This is a genomic window from Arthrobacter sp. 01L42, assembly GCF_056400005.1.
Genome location: NZ_JBFTSL010000032.1, coordinates 20,514 through 39,697 on the forward strand (window position 1 = coordinate 20,514; position 19,184 = coordinate 39,697).

The window sequence follows — 19,184 nt, forward strand, 5'->3', positions numbered from 1 at the left end:
ACCAGGGGCCCTATGGACTATCGTTAGCGCTAACAGGAGCCGGGGGGCGGGCGACCAGCGGGCGCCCCGTGCCCTCCTATCGTTCGATTTCACACTTTGATTCAGGCCGATGGACGGCATCGGAGCGAAAGGGGCCTCGCATGGGGAACAACAATGACCGGCGGCAGCCGCGGCTCGAAGACGTCGCAGCGCTGGCCAAGGTTTCCCACCAGACCGTCTCGCGGGTGATCAACAACCACCCGAATGTCAGCGCGGGAACAAAGTCCCGGGTCGAGGCGGCGATTGCCGAACTCGGCTACCGGCGCAACACGGCCGCCCGGAGCCTGGTGACCCGGCGCACCCAGACCATCGGTGTCCTCGCCTCCGAGCTCGGGCAATATGGCCCGGCGAATACGCTGCTGGGGGTCCAGCAAGCCGCCAGGGAAGCAGGGTATTTCGTGAGCATTGCCGCGATCAAGGGGGCCGCGGCGAACGCCATTTGCGATGCCGTGCGGCACCTGACGGACCAGGGCGCGGACGGATTGATTGTGATCGTGCCGCACGACGGGACACTTCAGGTGCTCGAGGACCTGAACCTGGATCTTCCGGTGATCGTCGTCGGCGGAGCCGGAGAAGGGCGGTTGAGCGGCGCGATGGTCGACCAGAAGCTCGGTGCACGGCTGGCCGTCGCCCATCTGATCAGCCTTGGCCACGAGCGGATCGGCCATGTCTCCGGACCGCTCGACTGGGTGGACGGCAAAGCCCGGGTTGACGGGTGGCGCGAGGAGTTGGCGGAAGCCGGCCTCTCCGACGAACTTCTGGTCGAGGGGGACTGGAGTGCGGACAGCGGGTACCGGATCGGGCAGCAGCTGGCAGAACAGCGCAGCGCCACCGCGGTGTTCGTCAGCAACGACCAGATGGCGCTCGGACTGCTGCGGGCGTTCGGCGAGAAGGGCATCCGGGTTCCGGAAGACGTCTCCGTGGTTGGCTTTGACGACCAGCCCGAATCCGCCTACTTCATGCCGCCGCTGACCACCGTGCGACAGGACTTCGAGGAACTCGGAAAGCGCTGCATGGACCTGATACGCGCCCAGGTCGAGGGCGATGCCGCCAGCGGCGCCCTGGTGGTCAAACCTGCTCTCGTGGTGCGCGCCAGCACCGCACCCCGCCCCCGTCTCTCCTAAGGGCCGAAGCCCTCCGTTCCGGCAATACGTGCCAGGCTTCTTGACAGCAAGTTTGTTAGCGCTAACAATAAGGGGGTTCGCAATGTTGCGGAACCTATTGGAGGATTTGATGGACTTCTCAGTGGACGGAACCGAAAACTTTGTCATAGGCGTGGACTACGGCACGCTTTCCGGGCGGGCCGTCGTCGTCCGGGTCCGGGATGGCAAGGAACTGGGCAGCGGGGTATTTGAATACCCGCATGCCGTGGTCACGGGCGAGCTTCCGAAGGACACGGCTGGCGTCGCCGGCATCCGGCTTCCGGGCGAATGGGCCCTGCAGGTGCCCAACGACTACCGCGACGTGCTCCGCCGGGCTGTGCCCGCGGCCGTCGCCGACGCCGGGATCGACCCAGCCGCCGTGGTGGGCATCGCCACCGACTTCACGGCCTGCACTATGGTCCCCGTCAAGGGCGACGGCACACCGCTGAACGAGCTTCCCGGATTCGCCAACCGCCCGCACGCCTACGTGAAGCTGTGGCGCCACCATGCCGCCCAGCCGCAGGCGGACCGCATCAACGCCCTGGCCTCGGAACTCGGCGGAAACTGGCTGCCGCGCTACGGCGGACTCATCTCCTCCGAATGGGAGTTCGCCAAGGGCCTGCAGTTGCTTGAGGAGGACCCGGAAAGCTACGCCGCGATGGACCGCTGGGTGGAAGCGGCTGACTGGATCGTCTGGCAGCTGTGCGGCAACTACGTCCGCAACGCCTGCACGGCCGGCTATAAAGGGATCTACCAGGACGGCCGCTACCCGTCCAGGGAATTCCTGTCCGCCCTGAACCCGGACTTCAAGGATTTTGTCAGCGCCAAGCTGGCGCACACCATCGGCCGGCTCGGCGATGCGGCCGGCTATCTGACGGCCGAGGCCGCCGCCTGGACCGGACTGCCGGAAGGCATCGCCGTCGCAGTGGGCAACGTGGATGCCCACGTCACGGCGCCCGCAGCGAAGGCAGTTGAGCCCGGGCAGCTGGTGGCCATCATGGGAACCTCCACCTGCCACGTTATGAACGGTGCCGAACTGCGGGAAGTCCCGGGCATGTGCGGTGTGGTGGACGGCGGAATCGTCGACGGGCTTTGGGGCTACGAAGCTGGCCAAAGCGGAGTGGGGGACATCTTCGGCTGGTTCACGAACAACGGCGTCCCGCCCGAGTACCACCAGGCAGCGGAAGCGGCAGGTCTTGGCATCCACGAATACCTCACTGAACTGGCCTCCCGCCAAGCCATCGGCGAACACGGCCTCATTGCCCTGGACTGGCACTCCGGCAACCGTTCCGTGCTGGTGGACCACGAACTCTCCGGCGTCGTGGTGGGCCAGACCCTCGCCACCAGGCCCGAAGACACCTACCGGGCCTTGCTGGAAGCCACGGCCTTCGGCACGCGCACCATCGTAGACGCCTTCCGCGACTCCGGAGTGCCGGTCAGGGAATTCATCGTGGCCGGCGGCCTGCTGAAGAACAAGCTGCTCATGCAGATCTACGCGGATATCACCGGCTTGCCGCTCTCCACCATCGGCTCAACCCAGGGGCCCGCCCTGGGGTCGGCCATCCACGCCGCCGTGGCCGCAGGTGAATACGCGGATATCCGTGCCGCTGCGGCTGCTATGGGATCGGAGCCCGGCAGCATCTATATTCCCATTCCGGAAAATGTTGCCGCCTACGAAAAGCTCTTCCAGGAGTACCGCACGCTGCACGACTACTTCGGCCGCGGCAGCAACAGCGTGATGCACCGCCTCAAGGCGATCCAGCGTGCGGCCAGGCCCTCGTTTGCCGCCGCTGCGGGCGCTCCGCAGCAGAACGCCGTCCCCGCCGGCTCGGTCGCAGAGGAAGTGTCCGCATGAGCAACCTGCTGGAAAGCATCGCGGAGGTCCGTCGCGAGGTCTGCGAACTGCACGCCGAACTCACGCGCTACGAACTGGTGGTGTGGACGGCCGGCAACGTCTCCGCCCGCGTCCCCGGCCATGACCTGATGGTCATCAAGCCGTCCGGAGTCTCGTACGCGGACCTCACGCCCGAGAGCATGGTTGTCACGGACCTCTACGGCACGCCCGTGGAGGGCGACTGGAGCAACCCCGCCCTGTCACCGTCCTCGGACACCGCGGCGCACGCCTACGTTTACCGGCACATGCCGGAGGTCGGGGGAGTGGTGCACACGCATTCGACCTACGCCACGGCCTGGGCTGCACGGGGAGAGGAGATCCCCTGCGTGCTGACCATGATGGGTGACGAGTTCGGCGGGACGATCCCGGTGGGCCCGTTCGCGCTGATCGGGGACGACTCGATTGGCCGCGGCATCGTGGACACCCTGGCCCAATCCAGCTCGCCGGCCGTGCTGATGCAGAACCACGGGCCCTTCACCGTGGGCAAGGATGCCCGCTCGGCGGTCAAAGCCGCCGTCATGTGCGAGGAAGTGGCGCGGACCGTCCATATTTCCCGGCAACTCGGCGAACCCCTGCCGATCGACCCGGCCCAGATCGACTCGCTTTACGCCCGCTACCAGAACGTCTACGGCCGCTAGGCCCAAAACCAGGCCGCCAGGCCCAAAACCAGGCCGCCAGGCCGCGAAGCCGTCGTCGCCCCCCACCATCCGCAGGAGAAAACATGTCCAACGCCAACAACACGTCCCTTGAGCAGTTCGAGGTCTGGTTCCTCACCGGCAGCCAGCACCTCTACGGCGAGGACGTCCTCAAGCAGGTCGCCGCCCAGTCCCAAGACATCGCTGACGCGCTGAACGCCTCCGCCGACGTCCCAGTGAAAATCGTCTGGAAGCCCGTGCTCACGGACTCGGACGCCATCCGCCGCACCGCCCTGGATGCCAACTCGGACGACGCCGTGATCGGCGTGACCGCGTGGATGCACACCTTCTCCCCGGCCAAGATGTGGATCCAGGGCCTGGACCTGCTCCGGAAGCCGCTCCTGCACTTGCACACCCAGGCCAACGTCGAACTGCCGTGGGCGGACATCGACTTCGACTTCATGAACCTGAACCAGGCCGCGCACGGCGACCGCGAGTTCGGCTACATCCAGTCCCGCCTCGGCATCCCGCGCAAAACCGTCGTCGGCCACGTGTCCAACCCCGAGGTGTCCCGCCAGGTCGGATCCTGGCAGCGCGCCTCGGCTGGTTGGGCGGCCGTCCGGACCCTCAAGCTGACCCGTTTCGGCGACAACATGCGCAATGTCGCCGTCACCGAAGGGGACAAGACCGAGGCCGAGTTGCGCTTCGGCGTCTCGGTCAACACTTGGTCCGTCAATGAACTCGCCGACGCCGTGCACGGCGCGGCAGAGTCCGACGTCGACTCCCTCGTCGCCGAATACGAGCGGCTCTACGAGGTGGCCCCCGAGCTCCGCACCGGCGGCCCGCGCCACGAGTCGCTGCGCTACAGCGCCCGGATCGAGCTTGGGCTTCGCAGCTTCCTGGAGGCCAACGGCTCGGCCGCCTTCACCACGTCCTTCGAAGACCTCGGCGCACTGCGCCAGCTGCCGGGCATGGCCGTCCAGCGCCTCATGGCCGACGGTTACGGCTTCGGCGCCGAGGGCGACTGGAAGACTGCCATCCTGGTCCGGGCAGCCAAAGTCATGGGCGCCGGGCTCCCCGGCGGCGCCTCGCTCATGGAGGACTACACCTACCACCTCGTCCCGGGCCAGGAGAAAATCCTGGGCGCGCACATGCTGGAGGTCTGCCCGTCCCTGACTGCCGCGAAGCCGCGCGTGGAAATCCACCCGCTGGGCATCGGCGGCAAGGAAGATCCCGTCCGCCTGGTCTTCGACACCGATGCCGGCCACGGCGTCGTGGTGGCGCTGTCCGACATGCGCGACCGCTTCCGCCTCGTGGCCAACGCCGTCGACGTCGTGGACCTTGAGCAGCCGCTGCCCAACCTGCCGGTGGCCCGTGCCCTCTGGTCGCCCAAGCCGGACTTTGCCACCTCCGCTGCTGCCTGGCTGACCGCCGGAGCCGCCCACCACACTGTGCTTTCCACCGCTGTCGGCATGGACGTCTTCGAGGACTTCGCCGAGATCGCCCAAACCGAGCTGTTGACCATTGACGATGGCACCACCATCAGGGGCTTCAAGAAGGAACTCGCCTGGAACGCCGCCTACTACAAGCTGGCCGGCGGTCTGTGACAGGGGACGAATACGGGCTCCGGCACGGGGAGTACACCGCCGTCGTCGCCGCCCGCGGTGCCGCGGTGCGGACGCTGCAGTTCCGCGGGCGGGACCTGATCGTCCCGTTTCCGGCAGGCGGGCCCAACCCGGACTTCCGCGGCGTCATCGTGGCACCCTGGCCGAACCGGATTCCCGACGGGACGTACACCTTTGGCGGTGCGGACTACGAGCTCCCGGTCAACGAACCCGACCGGCAATGCGCCCTGCACGGCTTCACCCCGGAGCTGGAGTGGAGGCTGGAGTCCCGGACGGATTCCGCCGTGGAGCTCTCCTGCACCATCGGGCCGACGCCGGGCTACCCCTTCGCGTTGTCGATCACCGCCAGCTACCGGCTGGCCAGCGGGGGCCTGCACACTGCCGTCACGGCAGCCAATGTGGGGCAGCGGTCCGCGCCCTACGGGGTCTGTCCCCGCCCGTATCTGCTGGCCGGGCCGGCGCCGCTGGACCAATGGAGCCTGGAGGTGCCGGCGCGGACGTTCCTTGAGGTCACGCCGGACCGGCTGCTGCCGGTCGCCACCCGGTCCGTTGAAGGACACGGATATGACTTCCGCGCGGCCCGCGTCATCGGTTCTACCAAGATCGACCATGCCTTCACCGACATGGTGTTCGACGGCGACGGGCAGGCGCACGTCGTGGTCCGGGACCCGGGCGGGACCGGCGTCGGCATGGCCTGGGACCGCAGCTGCGCCTGGCTGCAGCTCTACACCGGGGATGCGGAACCGCCGCTGCCCGGCCGGCTCGGACTCGCCGTGGAACCCATGACGTGTCCGCCGGATGCCTTCAACACCGGCACGGACCTCGTGCGGCTCGAACCCGGAGACTCGCACCGCGTGGCCTGGCGCATCTTCGCCGCGTGAGGGTCCGGCGGCGGTAAGAAGGAGGCTGGCACCGAATGTGCGTTGACTCACATGTTTCAAGAAGCTATCTTTGACCATATTGTTAGCGATAACAATCAGCCGCAGATCCCTTGACGGCTGAATCCCCGTTCCATTCAGACCTCCGCAATCCTCCCGCTGTTACCGCCCCGCAGGGGCACGATGACGTGCAGGACTGCGATCAGGAGCAACTTCGCGGACTTTGGGTCCGCGGAAGGAGAAAAATTGTGAAGATCAGGAAACTCCTGGGCGCCGTCGCGGTTGTCCTCGCTGTGACCGTAGGGGCCACAGGCTGCGGCAGCCGGCCCGGCACGGCCGCCCCGGCCGCCAGCGCCGACGCCGCCGGTTCCCTCGTCGGGATCTCGATGCCGACGCAGACCTCGGAGCGGTGGATCGCCGACGGCAAGAACGTCTCGGAATCCTTGACGAAGCTCGGCTACAAAGCCGACCTGCAGTACGCCAATGATGACATCCCCACCCAGGTGTCCCAGATCGAGAACATGCTCACCAAGGGTGCCAAAGCCCTCATCGTCGCAGCCATCGACGGCACCACGCTGACCGATGTCCTCGCCAAGGCGAAGGAACAGAACGTCAAGGTCATCGCGTACGACCGGCTCATCAACGGCACGCCGAACGTCGACTTCTACACCACCTTCGACAACTACACGGTGGGCGTCCAGCAGGCCACTTCGTTGCTGACCGGCCTGGGGCTTGTTGACGCCAGCGGCAAGAAGGTCGAAGGCAAGGGCCCGTTCAATGTGGAGCTCTTCGCCGGCAGCCCGGATGACAACAACGCCAACTTCTTCTGGACCGGCGCCATGGACACCCTCAAGCCGTACCTGGACGCCGGAACCCTGAAGGTGCCCAGCGGCCAGACCAAGTTTGAGCAGGCTGCCATCCTGCGCTGGCAGGCCCCCGTGGCCCAGAAGCGCATGGAGGACATCCTCACGGCCGCCTACAGTTCCGGCACCAAGCTCAATGGCGTCCTCTCCCCGTATGACGGCCTCTCCATCGGCATCATCTCGGCCCTGACGAGCACCGGCGGCTACGCCAAGGGAAGCCTGCCGATCGTCACCGGCCAGGACGCCGAAAAGGGTTCGGTGAAGTCCATCACCGCCGGCGAACAGTACTCCACGATCTTCAAGGACACCCGCCAGCTGGGAGCCCAGGCTGTGAAGATGGTCGACGGCCTCCTGAAGGGTCAGGAACCCGAGGTCAACGACACGAAGACCTACAACAACAAGGTCAAGGTCGTCCCTGCGTACCTGCTCAAGTCCGTCATCATCACGAATGAGAACTACAAGAGGGAACTCATCGACTCCGGTTACTACACGGCGGCCGACGTCAAGTAGCCACGTCGAAGGGTGGCGCGCCGCCGTCGAGTCCGGGCCGCCACCCTTTCCCGTAGACCCCTGCAGCCGCAGGACGTCTCAGGTACTACCAGTCAGTGAGAATTGGCGATGAACACACCCATTCTTCAAATGCGAGGAATCACCAAGACCTTCCCGGGCGTGAAGGCCCTCCAGGACGTCACCCTGCAGGTGAACCGCGGCGAAGTCCACGCCATCTGCGGTGAAAACGGCGCAGGGAAATCCACCCTGATGAAGGTCCTGTCCGGCGTCTACCCGCACAGCTCCTTCGACGGCGACATCCTCTTCGAAAACGAACCCTGCAACTTCTCCAGCATCAGCGACAGCGAGAAGCGCGGAATCGTGATCATCCACCAGGAGCTGGCACTGAGCCCTTACCTGTCCATCGCCGAGAACATCTACCTCGGCAATGAACAGGCCAACCGCGGCTGGGTGAACTGGCGCAAGACCAACCTGGAGGCCGCGAAACTCCTGGCCCGGGTGGGCCTGAGCGAAAACCCGGTCACCCCCGTCCAGCACATCAGCGTGGGCAAGCAGCAGCTCGTGGAAATCGCCAAGGCACTCTCGAAGGAGGTCAAGCTCCTTATCCTCGATGAACCGACGGCGGCCCTCAACGACGAGGACTCGAGCCACCTGCTGGACTTGATCCTGCACCTCAAGGGCCAGGGTGTCACCAGCATCATCATCAGCCACAAGCTCAACGAAATCCGCAAGGTTGCGGACGCCGTCACCATCATCCGCGACGGCAAGACGATCGAGACCCTCCGCCTGGGCGACGGCGAGATCACCCAGGAACGCATTATCCGCGGAATGGTGGGCCGGGACCTGGAAAGCCTGTATCCGGACCGGGAACCACGGATTGGCGAGGAAGTCCTGCGGATCGAGGACTGGTCCGTCCGGCACCCGCAGGACTACAGCCGGGTGGTGGTCAACAACGCCAGCCTCAACGTCCGCAAGGGGGAAGTGGTGGGGCTGGCCGGACTGATGGGTGCCGGCAGGACGGAGCTGGCCATGAGCGTCTTTGGACGGAGCTACGGCACCGCCACCTCGGGGAAGGTGTTCAAACACGGCACGGAAATCAACACTTCCACCGTCTCCGACGCCATCAAGCACGGCATCGCCTACGCCACTGAGGACCGCAAGCTCTACGGTTTGAACCTCATCGAGGACATCAAGCGGAACGTATCCATGGCGGCGCTGCGCAAGCTGGTCAAGGGCGGCTGGGTGGACAAGAACCAGGAAACCGTGGTGGCCAACGACTACCGGAAGAGCATGAATATCAAGGCCCCCTCGGTTGCCGCCGTCACGGGCAAGTTGTCCGGCGGCAACCAGCAGAAAGTGGTGCTGAGCAAGTGGATGTACTCCGATCCGGACGTGCTGATCCTCGACGAACCCACCCGCGGCATCGACGTCGGAGCGAAGTTTGAGATCTACACGATCATCGCGAAGCTGGCCGCGGAAGGAAAGGCGGTCCTTGTGATCTCCTCCGAACTTCCCGAACTGCTGGGCATCTGCGACAGGATCTACACCCTCTCTGCCGGGCACATCACCGGCGAGGTCCCGATCGCCGAAGCATCACAGGAAACCCTCATGCACTACATGACCAAAGAGAAGGAATAGCGAACATGTCCGCCCTCCGAGAATCCCTGGGCTTCCTGACAAGCCGCCTCCGCCAGGTTGGCATCTTTGTCGCCCTGATCCTGATCGTCCTGCTGTTCCAGATCCTGACGGACGGGATCCTGCTGGAGCCACAGAACGTCACCAACCTGGTGGTCCAGAACAGCTATATCCTGATCCTGGCCATCGGCATGGTGATGGTGATCATCGCCGGCCACATCGACCTGTCCGTCGGTTCGGTCGCCGGCTTCATCGGTGCCTGTGCCGGTGTCATGATCGTGCACTGGGGCTGGGAGTGGTGGCTTGCTATTCCGGCCTGCCTGCTGATCGGCGCGCTGGTGGGTGCCTGGCAGGGCTACTGGATCGCGTACGTCGGCATTCCCGCCTTCATCGTCACCCTCGCCGGGATGCTGATTTTCCGCGGCCTGACACTGATCGTTCTCAAAAACCAGCAGATCACGCCGTTCCCCGGCGAACTGCGGGCGCTGGGCGGCGGCTTCCTGCCGGACATTTCCGGCGGCACGTCGGTGCTGGAGTGGCTGACGGTCATCCTTGGCGTCGGCGCCACCCTGGCGCTGGTGATCCAGGCGGTCAAGGAACGCCGGATCCGCAAGAAGTTCGAACTCGAGAACGAGCCGATGGCCTGGTTCGCCACTAAGACCGCGTTCATTGCCCTGCTCATGCTGACCATCACCTTCCTGCTCGCCAGCTACCGGGGAACCCCAATCGTCCTGATCGTGCTGGCGGTCCTGGTGATCGTCTACACGGCCCTGATGAACAACAGCGTCTTCGGCCGGCACACCTACGCACTCGGCGGCAACCTGCACGCGGCTGAGCTGTCCGGCATCAAAACCAAGGTCGTCACCTTCCGGCTGTTCGTGAACATGGGCGTCCTTGCCGCACTGGCCGGCCTCGTGTTCACGGCCCGGCTCAACTCCGCCCAGCCGGCCGGCGGCACGGGCTTCGAACTGGACGCCATCGCGGCGGCGTTCATCGGCGGCGCCGCAGTCACAGGCGGCATCGGAACCGTGGCAGGGGCCATGATCGGCGGTCTCATCATGGGTGTCCTCAACAACGGCATGTCGATCCTGGGCCTCGGCACCGACTACCAGCAGCTCATCAAGGGCCTGGTACTGCTCCTCGCCGTCGGCTTCGACATCTTCAACAAGAACCGCAGCGGCAAGGGCGGTGGGATCTCGATCATCGAGCGTCTCAAACTGAAAACCCCGCCAGCGGCTGATGTCGACGCCGGGAAGCCGGCGGCAGAGCATCCGGTCCCGGTAGCGGCCGGAAAGTAGCACGGGATACTTCAAACTGCTGCGACCGGGGCCGGCCTCCAAGAGGCCGGCCCCGGTCGGACGTTTATTGCGGGTCTTTGCTGTGCGGCTACCGGGCAGCCGATGGCGCCGTCTGGTCCCCGGCGGCGGCCGGCTCGCCGGCGATGATGGCGTCCACTTCAGCCTTTTCCTTGGCGCCCCAGGTTTCGCGGGTGTTCAGCCGGCGTGGTCGTTGCCGAGTGCGATTTTCATGGGTCTCCTTCGTGTGGGACTTAGTGCGGGACGTTCAGGCCGGGTGTTGCGGGGTTTGGCGGCTATGCCGGTACTTCATCGCGCCATGGAATCGATTCCATAGCGCCGGGGCGCGTCACGGCGACAGCGGAGGCATGGGTGGCGTGGAGCATTGCCGCAGGCATCTCGCGGTCGCTGCCGGCGAGGGATGCGGCGAGGTAGCCCACGAACGTGTCGCCGGCTCCGGTGGTGTCCCTGGCATCCACTTTCGTTGCCGGCACGTGCACGGGACTGCCGTCGACGACGGTGAAGGATCCTTCCGCGCCGGCGGTGCACACGATGGCGGGCCCCAGGACGGGCGGGAGCGACGTGACCAGGTCCCGGTGGTTTCCTTGGATTCCGGCCAGGCCGGTGAGGCCCGCGAGAACCTGGATTTCCTGTTCGTTCACCACCAGGAGGTCGACGTCGTCGAGCAGCGCCTCGATCTGGCGGGGGGCCGGCGCGGCGTTGAGGATGACGAATGCCCCGCGATTCTTCGCGGTCCGCGCGGCCTGCCGGACCAGCGCCGTCGGGATTTCCAGCTGCAGGACCAGGACGTCGCCGGGCTGGACGCCGGCGAGTCCCGCTTCGACGTCGGCGGCGGTAAGCCCGGCGTTCGCGCCCGGACTCACGATGATCTGGTTTTCGCCCTGGTCATCGACCGCAATGACCGCCGTTCCGGTGGCGGCGGTGCCGCTGACCCGAACGTGGCCGGCATCGATGCCGGCGTCGGCGAGGACCTCAAGAATCCGCCGGCCACCGGCGTCGTCGCCGACGGCGCCGGTGAACTTCACTGCGGCGCCGGCCCGGGCGGCCGCGACGGCCTGGTTGCCGCCCTTGCCCCCGGGGCTGTACGTGGCGTCCGAGCCCCGGACGGTTTCGCCCGCCCGGGGCAGGGCGCTGACGCGGATGTTCTGGTCGATATTGAGGCTTCCGACCACAAAAACCGTGCTCATTGGACCTGCTCCTTCGGTGGTGCGGGACGGTGCCCGAAGCCGCAGTACATAGGGGCGGAATTGAGGGGCGCTGCCGTCATGATGACGTTGGTCCCGGTGGAACGGAGCGCGCGCGCCTGGGCATTGGGGTGGAAGTCCAGCTCTGTGACGGCGGCGGCCACCCTCTGGCGGGACTCGGCGGAGGTTGCCGGGTTTCCGGAGAGCACCCTGGACGCCGTGGCGGGGGAGACACCGGCCAGTGCCGCCACGTCCTTGATGGTGATGGATGGTCCCGTCACTGCTGCCGCCTCCCGCGCTCAAAACGAATCATGGAATCGATTCCATGGAATCGTTCACTCGCCGTGGACGGCGGCCTGGCGCTCCTCGGACCGGTTCAAATAGGCCAGCAGCAGTGCGCCGGCGCGGTCCAGGTCTCCGGCTTCCAGGGCGGTGCAGATTTCCTCGTTGTCCCGCAGGTAGCCCCGGTAGAAGTGCGCGTCCACGGTGGCCTTGTGGAAGAACAGCCGCATCTCGGCCAGCACCTGGGACATGATCGTGTCCAGCCGCCGGCTGCCCGCCAGGGCCACGATCGCGCCATGGAAATGCTGGTTGGCGCTGCCCAGGCCCTCCTCGTCATTGGCGGCGGCGGCGGCTTTGCCCTCTTCAACGGCAGCGCGGACCACGGCCACGCGCTCCGGGCTCCCGCCGCCGCGGATCGCACTGACTTCAATGGCGCGGCGCACGGTGTAGACGTCGTGGATGTCTCCGGCCTCGAGTCTGGCCACGAAGACGCCGCGGTTGGGGTGCCGGACCACCAGGCGCTCGGCCGCCAGTTCGGCAAAGGCCTCGCGGACCGTGTTGCGGGAGACGCCCAGGTCTTCGGCGATGGTCGACTCCGTGAGCCGGGCTCCCGGCAGGAGCAGGCCCTCCGCCAGTTGCAGGCGCAGCTCGGCCGCCACCCGGTCCGCCACGGACGGGACGGCCACGCGCAGCCGCGCCGCAGCTGCGCCAAGGGCGGAGCCGGCAGCTGCATCGGGAGTGGTCATAGTGCCGAATCTACACGATTGTCCCAATGTTGAATCGTCGGATTGTTGAACAATCCGAGAAATTGATGCATCCTAGTAGGGGGCTATCATGAGACGAGGATCACAAATGGCAACCATTGACTTGAACAGCGACGTTGGCGAGTCCTTCGGCCGCTGGACCCTAGGCGACGACTCGGCGATGTTCCGCTCGGTCTCCAGCGCCAACGTGGCGTGCGGATTCCATGCGGGCGACCCCAGCGTCATCCGCCGGACCTGCCGCGAGGCGGTTGCCGCCGGCGTCGTGATCGGCGCCCACGTCGGCTACCGCGATCTCGCCGGCTTCGGCCGCCGCTTCCTGGACATCGACCCGATCGAACTGGCCGACGACGTCGTCTACCAGATCGGTGCGCTGCAGGCGCTGGCTGCCGTCGAGGGCGGCACGGTCAAGTACGTCAAGCCGCACGGCGGCCTCTACAACGCGATCGTCTCGCACACCGGCCAGGCGAAGGCCGTCGTCGACGCCGTGAAATCCGTTGACCCGAACCTGCCCATCCTGGGCCTGCCGGGCTCGGAAGTGCTGCGCCTGGCCGAGGCCGCCGGCCTCCGCGCGGTGACCGAAGCCTTCGCGGACCGGGCCTACAACCCGGACGGCACCCTCGTGTCCCGTACGCTTCCCGGAGCCGTGCTGGAGGACCCCGCTCTCGTCACTGAGCATGTCCTCCGGATGGCCACCGATTCCGCCATCCGCACCATCGACGGCTCCATCCTGAAAATCCGCGCCGAAAGCATCTGCGTGCACGGTGACTCCCCGGGGGCCGTCGCCATGGCCGCTGCCGTCCGCGAAGCGCTCAACGCCGCGGACATCACCACCGCCGCCTTCGTCTAGGCCGCAGCTTCACGCTTCACACCCCGGTTCTGCCGGGACCACCCGCACCTAAACCCAAGCAACAGGCAGCACCCCGCACACCTGGAGGAAAACCATGACTGCAGCACCGCATAAGGCCACCCCGGCCGCCGGCAAGAGGAGGATCCCGCCTGGTGCCCTTAAGGCCTATGTCGCGAGCCTCACCGGCACTTCGCTGGAGTACTACGACTTCGCGATCTACTCCGTGGCCTCGGCCCTCGTGTTCCCCAAGGTCTTCTTCCCGGGTAACGACGAATACGTCGGGCTGCTGCTGTCCTTCTCGACCTTTGCGGTGGGCTACCTCGCCCGTCCCATCGGCGGCGTGATCTTCGGCCGGCTCGGTGACAAGATCGGCCGCAAGCAGGTCCTCGTGACCACCCTGCTGCTGATCGGCATCGCTACGGTGGTGATCGGCGCGCTCCCGGGCTACGCCACCATCGGTATAGCCGCACCCATCATCCTCGTGTTGCTGCGCCTGGCGCAGGGCATCGGCGTCGGCGGCGAGTGGGGCGGGGCCGTGCTGCTCTCAAGCGAATTCGGCGACGCGAAGCGGCGCGGCTTCTGGTCTTCCGCCGCGCAGATTGGCCCGCCCGCCGGCAACCTGATGGCCAACGGCGTTCTGGCCGTGCTCGCCGCGACGCTCAGCAACGAAGAGTTCCTCTCCTGGGGCTGGCGCGTGGCCTTCCTCGCCTCGGCGGTGTTGGTGGGCTTCGGCCTGCTGATCCGGCTGAAGCTCGAGGAAACTCCCGTCTTCAAGGCCATCCAGGCCCACGGCGAACAGCCCAAGGCCCCCATCAAGGAGGTCTTCACCAGGGAGCCGCGCGCCCTCGTCTCGGCCGCCCTGTCCCGCATCAGCCCGGACGTGCTGTACTCCCTGCTCACCGTCTTTATGGCCGTGTACGCCACCAAGGAACTGGGCATGAGCACCAGCAACGTACTGACCGCCATCCTGATCGGCTCAGCCTTCCAACTGTTCCTGATCCCGGCGGCGGGCGCCCTCACGGACCGCGTCAACCGCCGACTCGTATACGGCATCGCCGCCGTCGGAACCGCCGTCTACATTCCGCTGTTCTTCCTCATGATTCAGGACAAGTCGGTCCTCACGCTGACCATCGGAATCGTGATCGGGCTGGCCTTCCACGCCTTCATGTATGGCCCGCAGGCGGCTTACATCACCGAACAGTTCCCGGCGCGGCTGCGCTACGCCGGCAGTTCGCTGGCTTACACCCTGGCCGGCGTGGTCGGCGGCGCCATCGCACCGCTGGTCTTCACTGCCCTCTTCGCTGTCAGCGGCAACTGGTTCCTGATCGCCGGCTACCTCGCGGTCGCCTCCATCGTGACCGTGATCGGGCTGGCCATCGGGCGCAACCCGCATACCGACGAGGAGGAGCGGCTCCTGCAGGAAGCCCGCGCCTGAGCGGCGCGGATCTTCTTCGGCGGATCCTGTCCGCCGGCATGATTTCACCGGCACAATGATTGAGGCAACCCGTGATTGAGACAGCAGGGGAACCCCTGAAGGTACAAGCCGCCGCAGCAGGCGAAACCGCAGTTCACAAGGTCCGTTCCGTGCGGGCCGTGGGGACGCGCGCGGTCCTCGCTGAGCTCTCCGGCACGCAGGACGTGCTCGCCCTGCAGGCACTGCTCCTCGAGAAACCGCTGCCGGGCCAGCAGGACATCCTGGCCGCGGCCGAGACCGTCCTGGTCAAGGCCGAATCCCCGGCCTCGGCCCGGCGCATCGCGGCCCGCCTGATGCAGCTCGACCTCACCGCACCCGTGCAACGCGACGGCGAGCTGGTGGTCATTGACACCGTGTACGACGGCGAGGACCTCGCCGAAGTCGGACGGCTCACCGGCCTGGGAACCGACGGCGTGATCGCCGCCCACTCCGGGCAGGTCTGGACCGTGGCCTTCGCCGGCTTCGCCCCCGGATTCGGATACATGATCGGGGAGAACCAGCAGCTGGAAGTGCCGCGCCGCAGCTCGCCCCGCACCGCAGTTCCCGCGGGCTCCGTGGCGCTGGCCGGCAACTACTCGGCCGTGTACCCGCGCCGTTCCCCGGGCGGCTGGCAGCTGATCGGGCGCACCAACGCCAAGATGTGGGACCTGGACCGGGAGCCGCCCGCCCTGGCCGCCCCCGGCCACCGGGTGCAGTTCCGTCCGGTCCGGGATGCACTCGCCCTCGCGGCCGAGCCAGCCACCGAGCCAGCTGTCGAGCCGGCCGCGGCGCCTGCGGCCGAGGGCACCGCGCCGGAACCGGTTGCCGGGCAGGACGTCACGGCCGGGATCCGGATCGTTTCACCGGGCCTTCAGAGCCTGATCCAGGACCTCGGCCGGGACGGCCACTCCGGCCTGGGCGTCTCCGCCGCCGGCGCGCTGGACCGGGCCTCACTGCGCCGGGCCAACCGCCTCGTCGGCAACGCCCCCGGCGCAGCCGGCATCGAGACCGTCGCGGGCGGACTCAAGGTCCAGGCCATGGGGGACCAGGTCCTCGCCGTCGCCGGGGCGCCGGCGGAACTGAGCATCGCGTCCGCACCGGACGACGCCGGCGATACGTGGCAGCGCACCGTGCCGGTGGCCACTCCCTTCGCGCTGCTCGACGGCGAAACGCTCAGCATCGGTGCGCCGCACAGCGGCTTCCGCAGCTACCTCGCGGTCCGCGGCGGGGTGGATGCCGCCCCGGTACTGGGCAGCCGCTCCACGGACACCATGTCCGGGATCGGTCCTGCGCCCCTGGCCGCCGGGCAGCAACTGGGCGCCGGCGGAGAAGCCGAGACCGGCGTCGTCGGAAATCCCGAACTGCAGCCGGACTACCCGGGCACCGGGGTGACCGTCCTCGACGTCGTCCCCGGCCCCCGCGCCGACTGGTTCGATCAGGCGGCACTGGATTCCTTCACCGCCCAGGACTGGGCCGTGCTGCCGCAGTCCAACCGCGTCGGCATGCGGCTGGACGGTACGCCGCTGCAGCGCAGCCGCCAGGGCGAACTGCCCAGCGAAGGCACCGTCGCCGGCGCCCTGCAGGTCCCGCCGGAGGGCCTGCCCGTGCTCTTCCTGGCCGACCATCCGATCACCGGCGGCTACCCGGTGATCGCAGTGGTGGTCGACTCCCAGCTGGACCTCGCCGCCCAGGTCCCGATCGGCGGCAGGATCCGCTTCCGCTGGGCCGAATCCGCCACCATCGAACACCCCACCGAATCCGCCACCACCACAGAAGAAGCGAGTAACTGATGCGCAAGGTCCTGATCGCCAACCGTGGAGAAATCGCGGTCCGCATAGCCCGGGCCTGCGACGACGCGCAGCTGGCGTCCGTCGCTGTCTACGCCGACATCGACGCCGACGCCCTGCACGTCTCGGCCGCGGATGAGGCCTTCAGCCTGGACGGCAACTCGCCCGCGGACACGTACCTGAACATCCCCAAGCTCCTCGCCGTGGCGGCCCAGTCCGGTGCGGACGCCGTCCACCCCGGCTACGGCTTCCTCTCCGAGAACGCCGACTTTGCCCAGGCCGTCCTCGACGCCGGGCTGACCTGGATCGGTCCGACGCCGGACGCGATCCGGCTGCTCGGCAACAAGATCACGGCCCGCGACGCGGCCGTCCGGGCCGGCGCACCCCTGGTGGCCGGCAGCGACGGTCCCGTCGACACGGCGGCCGAGGCCCGCGCCTTCGCCGAAGAGCATGGCCTGCCGATCGCCATCAAGGCCGCCTTCGGCGGCGGTGGCCGCGGCATGAAGGTGGTCCGGGTCATCGACGAGGTCGAGGAAGCCTTCGACTCCGCCGTCCGGGAAGCCGTTGCCGCCTTCGGGCGGGGCGAGTGCTTCGTGGAGCGCTACCTGGACCGTCCGCGCCACGTCGAGGCGCAGGTCCTGGCGGACGCGCACGGCAACGTCGTGGTCGTCGGAACCCGCGACTGCTCCCTGCAGCGCCGGCACCAGAAGCTCCTCGAAGAGGCCCCCGCGCCGTTCCTGACCGACGAGCAGACCACGCTGATCTACGACGCCGCCAAGGCCGTCTGCCGGGAAGCGGGCTACTCCGGCGCCGGCACGGTGGAGTTCCTCGTCGCGGCGGACGGCACCGTGGCCTTCCTGGAGGTCAACACCCGGCTCCAGGTGGAGCACCCCATCACCGAGGAAACCACGGGGATCGACCTCGTCCAGGAACAGTTCAGGATCGCCGCGGGCGAGCCGCTGCGCCTGGCCGAAGACCCGGCACCGCGCGGACACGCCTTCGAATTCCGGCTTAACGCAGAGGACGTGGGCCGCGGCTTCCTGCCCTCGCCCGGCACCATCGGCGAATTCGCCGGTCCCACCGGCCCGGGCATCCGCCTCGACACCGGCGTCCGCTCCGGGTCCTTCGTCGCGCCGCAGTTCGATTCCCTGCTCGCGAAGCTGATCGTCACCGGCGCGGACCGCCAGCGGGCCCTGCGCCGTGCCCGCCGGGCCCTCGCCGAAATGCGGATCACCGGGGTCGCCACCGTGCTGCCCTTCCACCGGGCCGTGCTGGAATCCCCGGACTTCACCTCCGAGGACGGCCTCGGCATCCACACCCGATGGATCGAAACCGACTTCGCGGACAGCATCCCTGCCGATCCGGACTACAGCACCACCGCGCCCGACGGCGAACGCCGCACCATCACTGTCGACGTGGACGGCAGGCGCCTCGCCGTCGGCCTTCCGGCCGATCTGCTGGACGCCTGGGCCCGCTCGGGCAGCTCCGCGCCCGCCGGGGTGTCGGTAGCGTCCGACGGCGGTGCCGCCGCCGCTGGCGACCCTGGGGAGCTGCGCGCGGACATGGCAGGGACAGTCGTGAAATGGCTCGTCGAGCCGGGAGCCGAAGTCTCGGCCGGGGACCCGGTGGTGGTCCTTGAGGCCATGAAGATGGAAACCCAGGTCTCCGCGCACCGGGACGGCACCGTCACCGACGTCCGCACCAAAGCGGGCGGGGTTGTCACGGCCGGCGCGGTGCTCGCGCTGATCGGGTAGCCGCCTCGGGAGGAATGCCGCCGACGACACCAGGCACGTCGCCGGCGCGCTGATCGTCCCGCGGACCGGTCGACGCCGAAGTGGCGGCGGCCGGGCAGGGGAGTAGACCTTGACGGGGCGCGCTTATGTGGTAGCTTCGCCAGAAGTATCCGAGGTCTGCTGTCCCGGGGCCATGTTTTGGGGGAATCATGGCTACTTTGAGTGCGCAATTTCGGCGGCGGACCGCTTGTCTGGCTGCCGCGTTGGGTGTCTTGCTTGCAGCATCAGTGGTGGCCGCGCCAGCGGCGAAGGCAAACGACGTGCTGACGTCCCCTGTCGCGGTGGCCGAGACGTACGCGAAGCCGACCGTGCCGGGTGCTACGGTCCCGGTCACGCCCTTCCGGGCACTGGACACGCGGACTTCTGTTGCAGTGCGCCCGGACGGGACCGTGTCCTTCCAGGCCGGCGGGGCCCACGGGATTCCGGCGAAGGTTTCCGCCGTGACCTTCAACCTCACCGTCACCGAGCCACGGTTGATCGGGTTTATCACCGCCTACGCCTCCGGGACACAGCGGCCCGGTTCGTCCAACGTGAACT

Annotated in this window: 16 protein-coding genes; 13 read left to right on the forward strand and 3 right to left on the reverse strand. The window is 67.4% G+C overall.

Annotation, left to right across the window (positions count from 1 at the left end; genetic code table 11):
- Positions 1-140 precede the first annotated feature (140 nt).
- From AC1DN2_RS20620 to mmsB, 8 genes are all read left to right on the forward strand, one after another.
- On the forward strand, positions 141-1,163 hold the full coding sequence (locus AC1DN2_RS20620) for a LacI family DNA-binding transcriptional regulator (RefSeq protein ID WP_476851778.1): 1,023 nt from the start codon (positions 141-143) through the stop codon (positions 1,161-1,163).
- A gap of 109 nt (positions 1,164-1,272) precedes the next feature.
- Positions 1,273-3,036, forward strand: coding sequence for a ribulokinase (gene araB, locus AC1DN2_RS20625; protein ID WP_476851779.1), 1,764 nt, complete (start codon positions 1,273-1,275; stop codon positions 3,034-3,036).
- Positions 3,033-3,713, forward strand: a complete 681-nt coding sequence (locus AC1DN2_RS20630) for an L-ribulose-5-phosphate 4-epimerase (protein WP_223914827.1) — start codon at positions 3,033-3,035, stop codon at positions 3,711-3,713. The genes araB and AC1DN2_RS20630 overlap by 4 nt, the downstream gene beginning before the upstream one ends.
- A gap of 83 nt (positions 3,714-3,796) precedes the next feature.
- On the forward strand, positions 3,797-5,317 hold the full coding sequence (araA, locus tag AC1DN2_RS20635) for an L-arabinose isomerase (protein WP_476851780.1): 1,521 nt from the start codon (positions 3,797-3,799) through the stop codon (positions 5,315-5,317).
- Positions 5,314-6,216, forward strand: a complete 903-nt coding sequence (locus AC1DN2_RS20640; RefSeq protein WP_476851781.1) for an aldose 1-epimerase family protein — start codon at positions 5,314-5,316, stop codon at positions 6,214-6,216. Before araA ends, AC1DN2_RS20640 begins: the two co-directional genes overlap by 4 nt.
- 245 nt (positions 6,217-6,461) lie before the next feature.
- Entirely contained in the window at positions 6,462-7,586 is a 1,125-nt protein-coding gene (gene chvE, locus AC1DN2_RS20645) for a multiple monosaccharide ABC transporter substrate-binding protein (protein ID WP_476851782.1), read from the forward strand.
- Positions 7,587-7,694: 108 nt separating this feature from the next.
- Entirely contained in the window at positions 7,695-9,224 is a 1,530-nt protein-coding gene (mmsA, locus tag AC1DN2_RS20650; RefSeq protein ID WP_476851783.1) for a multiple monosaccharide ABC transporter ATP-binding protein, read from the forward strand.
- Positions 9,225-9,229: 5 nt separating this feature from the next.
- Positions 9,230-10,519, forward strand: a complete 1,290-nt coding sequence (mmsB, locus tag AC1DN2_RS20655) for a multiple monosaccharide ABC transporter permease (protein WP_028278178.1) — start codon at positions 9,230-9,232, stop codon at positions 10,517-10,519.
- A 293-nt stretch (positions 10,520-10,812) separates the two neighbouring features.
- Here mmsB and AC1DN2_RS20660 read toward each other — a convergent pair whose 3' ends face one another.
- The 3 genes from AC1DN2_RS20660 to AC1DN2_RS20670 are packed head-to-tail and all read right to left on the reverse strand — an operon-like array spanning position 10,813 to position 12,749.
- Positions 10,813-11,724, reverse strand: a complete 912-nt coding sequence (locus tag AC1DN2_RS20660; RefSeq protein WP_476851784.1) for a ribokinase — start codon at positions 11,722-11,724, stop codon at positions 10,813-10,815.
- Positions 11,721-12,002: a LacI family DNA-binding transcriptional regulator gene (locus AC1DN2_RS20665; RefSeq protein WP_476851785.1), complete on the reverse strand. Its 282-nt coding sequence runs from the start codon at positions 12,000-12,002 to the stop codon at positions 11,721-11,723. The genes AC1DN2_RS20660 and AC1DN2_RS20665 overlap by 4 nt, the downstream gene beginning before the upstream one ends.
- A gap of 54 nt (positions 12,003-12,056) precedes the next feature.
- Positions 12,057-12,749 carry a GntR family transcriptional regulator gene (locus tag AC1DN2_RS20670; protein ID WP_476851786.1) on the reverse strand — a complete coding sequence of 231 codons (693 nt, stop codon included), beginning with the start codon at positions 12,747-12,749 and terminating at the stop codon, positions 12,057-12,059.
- A 106-nt stretch (positions 12,750-12,855) separates the two neighbouring features.
- On the opposite strand from AC1DN2_RS20670, the gene AC1DN2_RS20675 reads away from it, so the two are divergent.
- The 5 genes from AC1DN2_RS20675 to AC1DN2_RS20695 form a co-directional block, all read left to right on the forward strand.
- Entirely contained in the window at positions 12,856-13,614 is a 759-nt protein-coding gene (locus AC1DN2_RS20675; RefSeq protein ID WP_223914816.1) for a LamB/YcsF family protein, read from the forward strand.
- Positions 13,615-13,708: 94 nt separating this feature from the next.
- Positions 13,709-15,049, forward strand: coding sequence for an MFS transporter (locus tag AC1DN2_RS20680; protein WP_476851787.1), 1,341 nt, complete (start codon positions 13,709-13,711; stop codon positions 15,047-15,049).
- A 74-nt stretch (positions 15,050-15,123) separates the two neighbouring features.
- Positions 15,124-16,857, forward strand: coding sequence for a 5-oxoprolinase subunit B/C family protein (locus tag AC1DN2_RS20685; protein WP_476851791.1), 1,734 nt, complete (start codon positions 15,124-15,126; stop codon positions 16,855-16,857).
- Entirely contained in the window at positions 16,857-18,608 is a 1,752-nt protein-coding gene (locus AC1DN2_RS20690; protein ID WP_476851788.1) for an acetyl/propionyl/methylcrotonyl-CoA carboxylase subunit alpha, read from the forward strand. Before AC1DN2_RS20685 ends, AC1DN2_RS20690 begins: the two co-directional genes overlap by 1 nt.
- A 299-nt stretch (positions 18,609-18,907) precedes the next feature.
- Positions 18,908-19,184 (forward strand): hypothetical protein (locus AC1DN2_RS20695; RefSeq protein WP_476851789.1); only part of this gene is annotated, 277 nt, incomplete at its 3' end.

What these genes read in the sequence shown, in the direction of transcription:
- mmsA (WP_476851783.1), top strand. Translation starts at nt 7,695, where the DNA reads ATGAACACACCCATTCTTCAAATGCGAGGAATCACCAAGACCTTCCCG.
- AC1DN2_RS20680 (WP_476851787.1), top strand. Translation starts at nt 13,709, where the DNA reads ATGACTGCAGCACCGCATAAGGCCACCCCGGCCGCCGGCAAGAGGAGG.
- araA (WP_476851780.1), top strand. Translation starts at nt 3,797, where the DNA reads ATGTCCAACGCCAACAACACGTCCCTTGAGCAGTTCGAGGTCTGGTTC.
- araB (WP_476851779.1), top strand. Translation starts at nt 1,273, where the DNA reads ATGGACTTCTCAGTGGACGGAACCGAAAACTTTGTCATAGGCGTGGAC.
- mmsB (WP_028278178.1), top strand. Translation starts at nt 9,230, where the DNA reads ATGTCCGCCCTCCGAGAATCCCTGGGCTTCCTGACAAGCCGCCTCCGC.
- AC1DN2_RS20630 (WP_223914827.1), top strand. Translation starts at nt 3,033, where the DNA reads ATGAGCAACCTGCTGGAAAGCATCGCGGAGGTCCGTCGCGAGGTCTGC.
- AC1DN2_RS20690 (WP_476851788.1), top strand. Translation starts at nt 16,857, where the DNA reads ATGCGCAAGGTCCTGATCGCCAACCGTGGAGAAATCGCGGTCCGCATA.
- AC1DN2_RS20670 (WP_476851786.1), bottom strand. Translation starts at nt 12,749, where the DNA reads ATGACCACTCCCGATGCAGCTGCCGGCTCCGCCCTTGGCGCAGCTGCG.
- AC1DN2_RS20660 (WP_476851784.1), bottom strand. Translation starts at nt 11,724, where the DNA reads ATGAGCACGGTTTTTGTGGTCGGAAGCCTCAATATCGACCAGAACATC.
- AC1DN2_RS20675 (WP_223914816.1), top strand. Translation starts at nt 12,856, where the DNA reads ATGGCAACCATTGACTTGAACAGCGACGTTGGCGAGTCCTTCGGCCGC.
- AC1DN2_RS20620 (WP_476851778.1), top strand. Translation starts at nt 141, where the DNA reads ATGGGGAACAACAATGACCGGCGGCAGCCGCGGCTCGAAGACGTCGCA.